Annotated in this window: 11 protein-coding genes and 2 pseudogenes; 10 read left to right on the top strand and 3 right to left on the bottom strand. The window is 69.7% G+C overall.

Features of this window, described 5'->3' with window-relative positions:
- Nucleotides 1–183: pseudogene (locus tag ADL15_RS21150) on the top strand (MerR family DNA-binding transcriptional regulator); the annotation flags it as partial.
- Between the two features lie 11 nt (nt 184–194).
- Here the strand turns inward: ADL15_RS21150 and ADL15_RS21155 are convergent.
- Nucleotides 195–1,388, bottom strand: a complete 1,194-nt coding sequence (locus ADL15_RS21155) for a polysaccharide deacetylase family protein (protein WP_067693820.1) — start codon at nt 1,386–1,388, stop codon at nt 195–197.
- Nucleotides 1,389–1,800: 412 nt separating this feature from the next.
- On the opposite strand from ADL15_RS21155, the gene ADL15_RS21160 reads away from it, so the two are divergent.
- From ADL15_RS21160 to ADL15_RS21180, 6 genes and pseudogenes are all read left to right on the top strand, one after another.
- Nucleotides 1,801–3,213 carry a pectinesterase family protein gene (locus tag ADL15_RS21160; protein WP_232344261.1) on the top strand — a complete coding sequence of 471 codons (1,413 nt, stop codon included), beginning with the start codon at nt 1,801–1,803 and terminating at the stop codon, nt 3,211–3,213.
- A pseudogene (locus ADL15_RS57105) lies at nt 3,213–3,605 on the top strand (SGNH/GDSL hydrolase family protein); the annotation flags it as partial. The gene ADL15_RS21160 and the pseudogene ADL15_RS57105, both read left to right, overlap by 1 nt.
- Before the next feature lie 76 nt (nt 3,606–3,681).
- Nucleotides 3,682–4,032, top strand: coding sequence for a hypothetical protein (locus tag ADL15_RS55445; protein ID WP_232344253.1), 351 nt, complete (start codon nt 3,682–3,684; stop codon nt 4,030–4,032).
- A 260-nt stretch (nt 4,033–4,292) separates the two neighbouring features.
- Nucleotides 4,293–5,009 (top strand): CAP domain-containing protein, encoded by a 717-nt coding sequence (locus tag ADL15_RS54285; RefSeq protein ID WP_232344254.1) that lies wholly within the window; start codon nt 4,293–4,295, stop codon nt 5,007–5,009.
- A gap of 64 nt (nt 5,010–5,073) precedes the next feature.
- A complete protein-coding gene (locus tag ADL15_RS21175; protein ID WP_067693825.1) occupies nt 5,074–6,048 on the top strand; it encodes a hypothetical protein in 975 nt (324 codons plus the stop codon).
- Nucleotides 6,049–6,054: 6 nt separating this feature from the next.
- On the top strand, nt 6,055–7,020 hold the full coding sequence (locus ADL15_RS21180; RefSeq protein WP_067693828.1) for a hypothetical protein: 966 nt from the start codon (nt 6,055–6,057) through the stop codon (nt 7,018–7,020).
- Between the two features lie 50 nt (nt 7,021–7,070).
- Here ADL15_RS21180 and ADL15_RS21185 read toward each other — a convergent pair whose 3' ends face one another.
- Together ADL15_RS21185 and ADL15_RS53100 are read right to left on the bottom strand one after the other, a co-directional pair.
- The gene (locus ADL15_RS21185) at nt 7,071–8,516 is read right to left on the bottom strand and encodes a DUF1996 domain-containing protein (protein WP_067693831.1); all 1,446 of its coding nucleotides are present in this window, start codon (nt 8,514–8,516) and stop codon (nt 7,071–7,073) included.
- Between the two features lie 309 nt (nt 8,517–8,825).
- Nucleotides 8,826–9,677, bottom strand: a complete 852-nt coding sequence (locus ADL15_RS53100; RefSeq protein WP_157441492.1) for a hypothetical protein — start codon at nt 9,675–9,677, stop codon at nt 8,826–8,828.
- Nucleotides 9,678–10,061: 384 nt separating this feature from the next.
- Here ADL15_RS53100 and ADL15_RS21195 point away from each other — a divergent pair, with 384 nt between their 5' ends.
- From ADL15_RS21195 to ADL15_RS21205, 3 genes are all read left to right on the top strand, one after another.
- Nucleotides 10,062–10,424, top strand: coding sequence for a peptidase inhibitor family I36 protein (locus ADL15_RS21195; RefSeq protein ID WP_067693837.1), 363 nt, complete (start codon nt 10,062–10,064; stop codon nt 10,422–10,424).
- A 4-nt stretch (nt 10,425–10,428) separates the two neighbouring features.
- Complete coding sequence (locus tag ADL15_RS21200; protein WP_067693840.1) at nt 10,429–11,373, top strand: hypothetical protein; 945 nt, start codon at nt 10,429–10,431, stop codon at nt 11,371–11,373.
- Between the two features lie 84 nt (nt 11,374–11,457).
- Nucleotides 11,458–12,672, top strand: a complete 1,215-nt coding sequence (locus ADL15_RS21205; protein WP_067693842.1) for an alpha/beta hydrolase — start codon at nt 11,458–11,460, stop codon at nt 12,670–12,672.
- The last annotated feature ends 81 nt before the right edge of the window (nt 12,673–12,753 follow it).

Raw genomic sequence — 12,753 nt, forward strand, 5'->3', positions numbered from 1 at the left:
GCCGGGGGGCCCCGCCGCTACTCCCGCTACCAGCTGCGCCTCGCCGCGCGGGCCCGGGAGATGGTCGACCACGGCACCGCCCTGGAAGCCGCCTGCCGGATCATCATCCTCGAGAACCAACTCGACGACGCCCTTCGACACCACGAGAGCTACCAGCGCCCGCAGCGCGCGGACGCTGCCTGACCTACGGACCGTCAGCCGGGTGGGGAGCGCATGACGTCGGCGAGCGTCATCACGCGGATCCCGCTCTTGCCGGCTACGTAGTCGACCAGCGCCGTGTGGTTGGCGATCGAGAACTGGGTGGATGTCGTGGGTGTGGTGACGATGTCATGGCAGCAGTACACGAGCAGCCCGCCGTGGTTGGCCACCGCGTCCACCTGGGCCTGCAGGCCGGACAGGGTGCTGTTGTTGTCGAGGGTGTAGCAACGGATCGCGTACGAGTCGGCCGGCGGCACCGTTTCGGCGCTGTTCGCCGTGCTGGTCATGGCGCGGGCGTAGGACACCCCGGCCCGCAGCATCTGCCGTTGCACTGCGGTGCTGAACCGGCCCTGCGGATAACAGTGCCCGATGAACCCGTCCGTCAGGTCGTTGTCGACCAGCCACTGCACGGTGTCGCCGATGTCGGTGTCGAGCTCGGTGGCCGACAGCGGATTGGTGCCGCCGGCGAAGCCTCTGTTGTGGGAGGTCGCGGTCATGGCGTGCGGACCGATCTCCCACCCCGACCAGGTCCGCAGCTGCTTGAGCCGGGTGGTGCTCAGATAGGCGGTGTTCCCCGCGTCCGCGTCCTGCGCGCTGGAGACGATCGTGTACGCGGTGGCGGGCCAGCCGTACTTGTCGAGGTCGCGCTTCGCGATCGTGTACTGAGAGGCGTACGAGTCGTCGTAGGTGAAACACACGATGCCGCCGGCTGCGACCGGCCGGCGCTCGATCACTTGCACGGCTTGCAACCGCACCTGGCAGGTCGTGCCGCCGGCGGACAACGCCCGTAGCCGTAACGAGTCGACGGCGGCGAGGTTCGGGCTGCCGGTGACGGTCGCCGACTGCCAGGGCAGCGTGACCCACTTCCACTCGCCGTCCTTGAGCCACCGGACGGCCGGGTCGGGGGTCTCCGATTGGACGTAGACATACCCGAAGTTGGCGATCACACCGTCCGAGGACACGTACACGTTGAGGCCCTTGAGATTGTCGATCCCGTCGACGCGCACGAGTATCCGCAGGTGCTTGGCGCCGGACAGGTTCACCGACAACCCGGTCCGGGTCAGGGTCGAGGCGACGTTGTCACTGCGGGTGGTGATCGACGCGGACTGGGTGCCCAGGGCGTAGGTCGTCGTGTCGTTGAGGTTGCTGGCGCTGACGTTCCCCGCGGTCCAGCCGTGCCCGTTCTGCATCGACGTGACATGGCTGATGACTCGCGGGTTGGCAGGGAGCGACGCTCCCGGAGCCAGGCCGGACGGCCCGAGCGTGAGCGCTGCGGCAGCGGCGGGTCGAGGTATCGACAGACCGGTGACGGTTGCCGCGCCGGCGGTCAAGGCGCTGCGTCGACTGATCGGAACAACCATCCGACCCCCCTTTGATTGAGGTCTGTCTATCACAGTTGTCGTGCCGGATCGCCCTTCGCGCATGCCATCCGGACGCCCACCGATCGACATACGGCTATGAAATTTCGGTGATTTCTGTGATCGCCGGTCGGCTGGCGCAACTACTAGGCGGGCTCCCGGGTCGTCCTCGGCCGGGAGAGCCATCGATGACGCCTAGAAGGGACCTGCGATGTCAGGGATCAGAAGGAGAACGCGGTTGCTGGTGGCCGCCGTGGTGCTGGCCGTCCCCAGCGCCGTGGCCGGTTACGCGGCGCTCCCGTCGGAGGCGGCCGCAGCACCGGCCGCCGGCGTGACGTACCAGTTGGCGGTGACCAAGAGCGGCATGTGTGTCGACGTGACCGCCGGGTCGAAGGACAACAGCGCACTGCTGCAGCAGTGGGGCTGCACACCGAGTGCCACCTGGCAGCAGTTCACGCTGGTGGCGGTCGGCGCGGTCTACCAGCTGAAGAACGTCAACAGCGGTAAGTGCATCGACGTGCCGGATCACTCCACCGACTCCGGCGTGCAGTTGCAGCAGTACACCTGTGTGTCGTCGCAGACCAACCAGCAGTGGAAGCTCACCGCGAGCGGCACCGGTACGTACCAGATCGTCGGGGTGGGCAGTGGACTCTGCGTCACCGACAAGGGCGCGTCGACCTCGTCCGGCGCCGCGATCATCCAGGAGACCTGCTCGGCCAACAGCAACAAGCAGTGGGCGTTCACCCCGGTCACCGGTGGCACCACGCCGCCGGCCGGGAGCCTGACCGTGGCCAAGGACGGCACCGGGCAGTACAGCACCGTGCAGGCCGCCGTCGACGCGGTGCCGGCGAACAACACCACCCGTAAGACGATCGCGATCAAGGCCGGTACGTACCGGGAGAGCGTGGTCATCCCGTCGAACAAGCCGTTCATCACCTTCCAGGGTCTGGGCTCGGCGCCGTCCGCCACGGTGATCGTCAACAACAAGCCCGCCTCGACGGCCGGCACCACCGGGTCGGCCACCGTCTACGTGCAGGCGAAGGAGTTCAACGCCACCAACCTGACGTTCAACAACGACTACGACGAGACCGTGGCGGCGTCGCAGGCGCTCGCGCTGGCCCTCTACGGCGACAAGGCGGTCCTCAAGAACGTACGGGTCACCGCCGACCAGGACACCCTGCTGATCTACAACAGTGCGCGGGCGTACATCGCGAACTCGTCCATCGAGGGGACCGTCGACTTCATCTACGGCAACGGCTCGGCGGTGTTCCACGCCTGCACCATCTACGAGAAGCGCAGCACCGGCGGGCCGATCACCGCGGCGAACACCCCGGCGGCCCAGACGTACGGCTTCCTGATCTACCAGTCGACGATCACCGGCGCCACCGCCGACACCACCCAGCTCGGCCGGCCGTGGGGCCAGGGCGCGCAGGTGACCTATCGCGAGTCGTCGCTGAGCGCCACCATCGCCACCGCCCAGCCGTGGGTCAACATGTCCACCAACACCTGGCAGAACGCCCGGTTCTACGAGTACAAGAACACCGGAGCCGGCGCGACCGTCAACAGCAACCGCAAGCAGCTCACCGACGCGCAGGCCGCGAACTACACCCCGCAGAAGTACCTGGCCGGCACCGACGCGTGGAACCCGGTCGGCTGATGCCGACCCGCAGATCCGCGCTGCTGACCGCCGCCGCGACGATCACCGCGGGGGCCACGTCCGCGCTCGCCACGGCGCGCCCGGCCTCGGCCGCGACCGCCGTGCGCGTGTACGTCGCCGGCGACTCGACGGCCTCGACGTACGTCACCGGATACCGGCCGCGAACCGGGTGGGGCCAGGCCCTGCAACTGTTCCTGACCTCGGACGCGAGCGTGGTCAACGTGGCCAAGTCCGGTGCCAGTTCCAAGAGCTTCATCGACCTGGGCCGGCTCGACCACATCCTGGGCCTGATCAGGAGCGGCGACTACCTGCTCATCTCGTTCGGGCACAACGACGAGAAGACCGACGATCCGGCGCGGTACACCGAGCCGGCGACGACCTATCAGTCGTACCTGAGCCAGTACGTCGACAAGGCCCGGGCCAAGGGTGCGAAGCCGGTCCTGATCACGCCGGTCGAGCGGCGCCGGGGTGGCCACCGCCTCGCACGGGGCCTACCCGGCCGCGATGCGCCAGCTCGCCACGGCCAAGGGCGTGCCGCTCGTCGATCTGAGCACGTCCAGCATGGCGCTGTGGAACCGGCTCGGCGTCGAGGGCACCAAGGCGTGCTTCCTGTTCCTGACCGCCGGGCAGAACCCCAACTATCCGGCCGGGGCCGCGGACAACACGCATTTCCAGGCGCACGGCGCGATCGAGGTCGCCCGGCTGATCGGCACCGCCCTGCAGAGCCAGGCGGTGTTGCCCGCGGCGTACTTCAAGCAGCTCACGAACACCTCCATCCCGGACAGCAAGATCGTCTGGCCGGCCACCGCCCCGTACTGAGTCCCCCGGAAGGAGCCGCCACCGTCAAGGCCAGGGTGAAGGCCGGTGCGGGCACCGGCACGCTCTGACCGCAACCGGTCACGAACCCGGTCCGTCCCGTGGGCGGACCGGGTTCGGCGCGGTTCCGGGGCGGGTGACGACGAGCACCGGCCGGTGGCGCTTCAGGTGCCGACAGTTGCGGTTGAGGTCTTCTGCTCGTCGTGCGACCGGCCCACCCGATCAGAGCGGTGACCATGTCGACTGCAGAAAGAGGCCCCCTCGTGACCCGGACGCTCCGCCGCGCCGCCCTCACCGCCGTCGTCATCGCCGCACCCTTGTGCGCTGTCGTGGGCCCGGCGCTTGCGGCATCCGCGGCACAGCCCGCCGCGTCGGGTGTCGTCGTCACGAACCCGGGCCACCCGCACGGGCAGCCGAATCGGCCTGATGACCGGTGGCACCGCAAGCCGGCGTCCCGGCCCACCCCGCCGGCGACGCCCGGCACCTCCCGGCCGACCTCGTCCCCGACGGTGCGGCCGACGACCTCCGCGCCCGTCCCCACGTCGTCACCGACCGTCAAGCCGACGACGTCGACCGCGCCGCCGGCGACCTCGAACGACTTCGAGGCACAGGTCGTCGCGCTGACCAACACCGAACGCCTGACCAACGGCTGTGGCGCGCTGCGCATCGACAACCGTCTCATCACCGCCGCCCGGGCACACAGCAGCGACATGATCGCGCAGAACTTCTTCAGCCACACCGGCTCGAACGGCAGCGACTTCGTCGCCCGTGAGGTCGCCGCCGGCTACCCGAAGAACGGCGCCTCGGCGGAGAACATCGCCTGGGGATACCGCACACCGCAGGAGGTCGTCACCGGCTGGATGAACAGCGCCGGGCACCGCGCGAACATCCTCGACTGCTCGAGCACCGCCGTCGGCGTCGGTATCGCCACCACGTCCATCGGCACGATCTACTGGACCCAGGACTTCGGCCGAGTCTGATCTCCCGCCGGACGCCGAGATTTGATCTTCCGGGACGGGGCGGTTGCACATAGGATCGGCGGCCGTGTGGTCGATCAAGAAGAACGAAGCCGATGATGACGACGGAACTCTGGAGTTCTGCCGGTTCCTCGACGAGGAGGCCGAACTCCTGCGCCGGGCGCTGCGTCGGCGAGACTGGCCGACCGCCCGCGGGATCCTCGAGGCGGAGGATCCCGAGCTTCGCGCGTACTACTTCTCCGTCGCCGCGACCACCGTCGGGGTGGAACGGTGGATCACCGACGTCATCCGCGACGAGCCGGACGCGACCCTGCCGCTGCTGCTGCGCGGTGCGGGCCTGCTGACCTCGGCCTGGGAACTGCGCCGGGACGGGCTCGCCAGCACGATGAGTGACGCCGGAGCGCAGCTCTGGACCCGGCTCGTACGGCAGGCCGAGGAGTGTGTCGAGGAGGTGCTCCGGCGCGATCCGGGATGTGCGGACGCGTGGACCTGGTCGATCGCCCTGAGCCGCGCTCTGAACCTGCCCGAGCCGGAGCGCCGGCGGCGCTTCCAGCGGCTGGTCGAGATCGAGCCGCACCACTGGTTCGGCCACGAGCAGATGCTTCTCGCGCTGAGCCCGCGCTGGGGCGGCAGCTCGGAGACGATGTTCGCGTTCGCCCGTGAGCGATCCGCCGCCTGTCCCGGCACCCACATCCCGACCCTGATCGTGCTGGCGCACCAGGAGCAGTTCGTCCACCTGAACCAGCTCGCCGAGCCGGACGATCCGGACCGCGAACCGCCCCTGTCCGACTGGGAGCCGGCCGAGGTGATGGACGAGGTCTGGGAGGCTGCGGAGGCCTCGTACTGGCACGACGACTATCCGATCTCGGTACTGACGCCGATCGTGTGGAACACCTTCGCCTACGCGTTCACCTGGGGTGATTTCCACAAGCCGGCCTGGAGCCTGTTCGACTCGATCGGCGAGGACTGGATCACCCGGGAACCGTGGGAAACGATCAAGTTCTTCCGTCGCTCCCGCACCTACACCGAGAAGAATCTCTGATCAGTCATGTGGCCTTTCACGAAGCAGCAGGACCCCGCCCCCACGACCATCGGGCTCGCGAAAGCTCCGGACCTCCAGCAGCTCAACCTGGGCCTGAAGGCCCGGGACTGGCCGGCGGTCCGCGACATCCTCACCGCCGCCGACCCCGTGCACCTCATGTCCTACATGGTGCACGTGGCGGACGCGGCAGGCGTGGAGGAGTGGATCCCCGACGTGGTCCGCGCCGAGCCTGACTCCACCCTTCCGCTGCTGGTACGCGGCGCCCGCGCCGTCTACTGGGCCTGGGAAGCCCGCGGCAGCGGCACCGCCGACACGGTCAGCCCGGAGCAGTGGAAGATCTGGTTCTCCCGGCTCAAACTGGCCGAGAACTGCCTGGACGAGGTGACCGACCGCGACCCGGCATGTGCCGAGGCGTGGCACTACCTGATCATCCTGAGCCGGGCCCGGCAGCTGCCGGAACAGGAGCGCTGGCGCCGGTTCGAGAAGCTCATCGAGATCGACCCGACGCACCTGTTCGGCCACCAGCAGATGCTCGAGAACCTGAAACCGAAGTGGAGCGGCAGTACCGAGGCGATGTTCGACTTCGCCCGGACCCGGGCTGCCGCCTGGCCCGGCACCGACATCCCGGTCCTCATCGCGGAAGCGCACCGGGAACACCGGTCGTCCTCGGGCGACAAGAAACACTTCCGGCGCAACGAGGTGGCCGGCGAGATCTACGCCGCCGCCCACAATTCGTTCTGGCACGACGACTACCGGAGGTCGATCATGACCCCGCGGGTGTGGAACGAATTCGCCTACGGCCTGACGATGGGCCGGTACTTCCGGGAAGCCTGCGCCGTCTACGACCTGATCGGCGACGACGAGTTCCGGACCACCCCGTGGCGCTCCGTCGAACGCTTCCAGGAGTTGCGCGACAGGGCCCGGGACAAGGCCGACGACCCGGACCCCACAGACGACGAGGACGACGACTGACCTGATGGTGGCCCCCGGCGGAGGCGCCGGGGGCCACCGTCGGTGGTAGGTCAGTTGTTGCCGGCCGCGTTGCACTTCACGGACTGGTCGATGCAATTGCGGACCCGGGCGGCCTGCGCGGCGGGCTGCCAGGCGTTCATGAAGTCACCGTGCATCGACGACGCCATCCCGGAGGCCAGCGTGAACCCGGCGGTGGTGCCGTGGACGGGGTAGTCGATGACGAACGACAGCGACGGGATCGTCACCGGGAACTTCCCGCTCGCGCAGGTACCGTCCGGGCCGGTCGGCCCGACGTGGTCCTTGTGGTTGGGGCTGTCCAGGTGCACACCGTCCCAGCAGTCCGGGAAGACGAGCTGGTAGGTCAGGTTCGCGGTCTGCGCGCAGACCGGCCAGTTCCCGTCGGCGCTGCGGCCGACCTGGCCGCCCGGTCCGGCGCACCAGAACTGGTTGCCGCTGCTGGGCACCTGCAGCTTCGCGTCACCGGCGATCATCCGGAATCCCGGCGGGAACGGCTGGGTCCGGCTCGGGTCGGCCAGCCGCGAGCCGTAGTAGACGGTGACTCCGGCCGGGTCGATCACCGTGCCGTTCTGCAGCAGCGAGGGGATCCAGTACGCGGACAGGTCCTCGGCCGGGGTGCAGGTGGTCGCGGAGTGCCCGAGCAGGGACTGGTTCGTCGAGTTCGCGTTCGTACTGGTGTTGCCGAAGAAGGTGTGCGCGTGCGACGCGCCGGCCAGCCCGGGGAAGATGATCGGGTCGTCGTTGAGGTGGTGGCTGACCGTGCAGCCGGCGTTGAACTCCGGCACCCGCACCACATCCCCGGTGATCGGCCGCGGCGTGAGTGCGAAGAACGCGGCGGTGTCGGCAGCCTGCCGCGCCGGGTCCACCGTCGGCCACCCGGGGCCGGATGTCCCGGTGGGGGCCGGGGTGGAGGGTGTCGTGCCGCCGGCCGCGGTGACGGAGAACCAGTTGAGGTTGACGAAGTTGCCCGCCTGCGGGCTGGTCATGGTGAGGAAGACGGTCTGCGCGCCGGTCGGATGCGCGTCCGCCACCGCGGTCGTGGTGACCCAGGTCTGCCAGCCACCGGTCCGGGCCACCGGGATGCTGGCCAGCACGGTTCCGGTCGCCGATCCGGTACGGACCTGGATGCTGCCGGTGGTGCCGCTGTCGGACGCCAGCCGCGCGCCGACCGTGATCGCCCCGGCGGCGCCGAGGTCCACGTTGTCGTACCGCAGCCAGTCGCCGTCGGCCAGGTAGGCGACGTTCTGCCCGCCACCGGTGTCGATGGTCGGCTCGACCTGCGCTCCCGACTGAGCGGCGTACGACTCGGCCTGGACGGTCACCGGGGTCGCCGCCGAAGCGGAGGTGGCGGCGATGCCACCGGCCACCAGGGCGCCGGTCAGCGCCGCACCGAGAGCAGCGCGACGCAGGCCGCGGTTCCGGTGCCGGGTGGACGGGCCGGGCTGGGCCGCTCTGCCTCGGAAGACGGGGGAATTCATGCGGCTGCTCCTTGGAGATCGGGGATGTTTCGGAGCTGTTGCGGAGTTCATCGCGAAGACGCGGGAGCGCTCTCTTGGCCGTCACTGTGAACGTCCCGTTAATGACTGTCAATGGCTTCGACCGGCCTGAGAATGGCTGCCGGTAACCGATTATTCCGACGTTCTTGCAGGTCAGGATGTTTGCCATCGGCACCGGCGGCAGTGCGCGGGGTCCACGGTTCCGGAACTGCGGGCCGGCCTGTACCGACACCGCGTCCGCGGTCCAGGCGACCTAAAAGGTTTCGCAGATCATCGACTACGAGACGACGATCAGGTTCCGGCCGGTGGCGTGACAGTGAGTTCGGCGAGTGCCGAACCGACCTGGTGCAACCGTTCGGCGGCCTCCAGCGCTGCCGGTCCGGGGTCGCCGACCACCTGCAGGTAGAGCTGCGAAACCTGGCTGATCGCTTTCACCACGATCCTGCGGCACTCGCCGAGCCGTTCGAAGATCTCCACGAGGTCGTCCTGGCGGGCGCCGACAGCGGGCAGGGACAGGTCCCGGCCCAGTTGCGCCAGGTCGTGAGCCCGGTGCCGGGCGCCGGCGACCACGGCCCGGTGGTCGTCGAGGACCGGATCCAGTGCCCGGCCGGCGAACCGCGCGACGAGCCGATCGAACACGCCGCCGGCCTGTTGGATCTCCTCGTTCTCCCCGGCCCACCGTTCGCGCAGGACCCTGGTCCGTGCGCTCGCCCCCGGCAGGTCCGGGACCACCGGCCCGGCGGTCAACGCCCAGCGGCGTCCCTGCTGCTGCGGTACGACGCGCCGGACCTGGGTGAGCCGGTAGCGGGCGGTACGCGAACGCGACCACGGCAGGTGGTCCCACCCGGCGAACCGGTAGTCCTCCAGGTGCCAGTCGTTCGCCAGTGCCCGGGCAGCTCGCTCCGCCCGGTCGGCGTCGCGCACGGCACGCAGCACGGTGAGTACGCCGTCCGGTCCGGCGCTGCTGCCGTCCGCAGTGCGCACCGTGACCCGGATGACCGCGGTGGCGACGTCGAGCACGGTGTAGTCCTCCGGAAGCAGCTCCCGCGCGCCGGTGGCGTCCAATGATCCGTCCAGCAGCCAGGCGTACAGACCACCGGCTGGGCCCCGTCCCGCGCCGGGCAGAGGGCTGGGACTCGTCATCGATCGCCTCCCCTGGGTTCGCGTACTCGGGTGGCACAGGACCACGGGCGCCACGATAACCGCGGTACCCGCTGGTCGGAGCGGCAGGTGGGTTCCGAGCGGTGGCGGTACCGGCGGGAGCTGCACGCAAGGCGACGGTTCCCGCTTCCGCATGCCGCGGAAGCCGGCCCCGCAGGACGTGCGCGTGAGCGACATATGTCACACGTTTCACGGGTGTGAACGCTCACTCCTTTCGCAACCAGGGCGAACGGGGCTCCCCCGTGGGACATGACGGGCGGTGAGCGGTCCACATCGGATCGTCATTGATCGTACGATCAAATGATCGAGATCTTTCGATCTTGACGGACGAATGTGTCGCACTTCGATCCACGGGGAGAACCACCCATGCGCCTCCGTATGTTCACGGCGTCCCTCGCCGTCGCCACCGCCACCGCCACCGTCCTGGTGGGCAGCCCCGCGCAGGCGGTGCCGGACGACTGTCCCTCCGGCGGCCTCTGCGCCTACACCGGGCAGTCGTTCAGCGGCTCCCGCGGCGTGGTCTACGCCAACAACACCAACCTGCTGCAGTACAACGCGTTCAACAACGCCGAGTCGGTCGCCAACAACGGCAACGACTGCAACGTGCGGATCTACTCCGGCACGAGCTACACCGGTTCGACCGTGACGATCGCCCGGGGCGCCCAGTACACGAGCCTGACCGGGAGCCCGCTGCGCGACAACATCGCCTCGAACAAGTGGTGCGTGTGACCGTATGCGTCACCTCAGCTCGCTGATCGTCGCGATGCTGGCAGGGAGCGTGGCCGGGTGCTCGTCGGCGCCCGGCCCCGCGCCTGCCCTGCCACCGGTCCCCGGACCCCGGCCGTTCGGCGGCGTCGTCTACCCGCCGCCCGACGACCAGCGCCTGGTCCACACCGCGACCGAGATCCTGATCCGCGACTGCATGCGCACCAAGGGCCAGGACTACCGGCCGGCCCCGCTCGCCGACCTGACCAGGGCGTCGGCCGCCAACCCGTACGCGTTGCTCGATCCCCGGCACGCGCGGATCGACGGGTACGGCATCGTCGGCGAGGCGATCAGCGCTGCGTCCGGCCCGCCGGCCGACCCGAACCGGGCCGCGGTCGCCGCGCTCAGCGACCGGGACAGGCAGAACTGGGAAGCGGCACTGGTCGGCACCCCGAGCCACCAGCGCACCGTCGAGCTGTCGACCGGCGCGACGATCACGGTCAGGACGGACGGGTGCACCTACGCCGCCCGGCGCTCGCTGCAGGGTGACGACTGGGACCGGCTGTGGGCGCAGGCCGAGGCGGACACCAACCAGGTCATCACGCGGGTCACCGCCGCGGGCCCGGTCACGAGCGCCGTGACCGACTGGTCGGCCTGCATGACGAAGGCCGGATACGCCTACGCCGATCTGCAAGGCCCCCGCCGGGACGTCACCGATCGGTGGCAGGCCGCGACGACCCCGGAAACCCGCAAGAGCGTGGCGGAGTACGAGCTGCGGGTCGCCCAGGAGGACAGCCGGTGCGAGGAGTCGGTGACGCTGCCGGAGATCGTCGGGGCGGCGCAGGACCGGGCCGAGCGGGAGCTGACCACGCCGGCGCTCACCGCCGGGCACGACGCGCTCGCGAAGGCGTGGGCGTCGGCCAAGGCGCAGGCGTCCACCATCGTCGGCTCGGCCAGTTCCGCGCCGGCCTGACCGCCGGCGGGTACAGCCTGCTGTACCCGGATTCGGTGGTTAGCGGGATCGATGCCCACGCCCGTGATCCATAGCGTTTCACCCATGACAACGGCGAAGAAATATCGGATTCTGACCGTCGCCCTGACCGCCGCCACCGTGCTGGCCGGCGGTGTGGGCGTCGCCCACGCGGAGGTCACCGGCACCCGGGACGCGACCCTGTCCGCGGCGACAGGATGGGCCGGCATCACCCGCGAGCAGGTCCGGATCGACCTCGGCAAGGGCTGGGTCACCCAGGCGGAGCTGACCTATCCGAGCGGGGCGAAGGGCCGGCTCCCGGTGGTCGTGATGCTGCACGGCAGTGGGCACAACGACATGAATCAGACCCTGCCGGAGGGCAAGGGCGCGACGTTCGTGCCGCTCGCCCAGGCCGCCGCCCGCGAAGGGTACGCGGCGCTGCGCTTCAACAAGCGCGGCGTGACCGGGATCGGGCCGGTGGAGAGCACCGACCCCGCGCAGCTGAACCCGAAGCACCCGTACACGCAGATCCAGCGCGACGCGGCGTCGGTGATCCGGTTCGCTGCCGCGTCACCGAAGCTGGACCCGTCGCGGATCGTCCTGCTGGGCCACAGCGAGGGTACGAACGTGGCCGCCAACCTGGCCGCCGACCCGAAGGCGTACGGCATCCCCACCCCGGCCGGGGTGATCGCGATGGGTGTCGTCGGCCAGGACATCAAGAAGCTGCTGACCCTGCAGATCTACGGACGGCTCCTGCTGCAGCTGCACGACGAGTTCGACGTGGACGCCGACGGCCGGTTGACGGCCGCCGAGGCGATCGACGGGCTGATCGGCCAGCCGGAGGCGGCCGCCGACCAGTTCCGTTCGGTCCTGCTCGACGGTGACAAGGTCCTGGCCAGCTCCGACACCGACCACGACGGGCAGATCGCGATCGACGCCGAGGCCGGCCGGGTGCTGCGCGAGGCCACCGGCATCGACGCGTACCCGAACGTCCCGGGGCTGGAGACGCTGCAGGACTATGTCGCCGACATCGCCCGCTTCCCCACGGTGACCGTGGCCCTGCCCCGGTTCGCCGGTCCGACGCTGCTGCTCAACGGCGAGAACGACCTGCAGACCCCGGCCCGGGCGGCCCTGGCCGCCGACGCCGCCGTCGCCGCGGCCGGCAACCGCGACCACCGGATCGTCATCTACCCGGGCATGGCACACACCATGAACGTCACCCCGAAGTTCACCCCGGAGTTCGGCAACCCCGACCAGCAGGTCGTCACCGACATCCGGGCGTGGCTCCGGTCCCACCACTGAGCCGACCACCCAGGCGCCGCGCCGGCTTTACAGAGCCGCGCGCGGCTCCCTAGGATCTCCCGAAGGCCAGGTCGAGCGGAG

Source organism: Actinoplanes awajinensis subsp. mycoplanecinus (genome assembly GCF_001509495.1).
GTDB classification, from domain to species: Bacteria; Actinomycetota; Actinomycetes; order Mycobacteriales; family Micromonosporaceae; genus Actinoplanes; species Actinoplanes palleronii.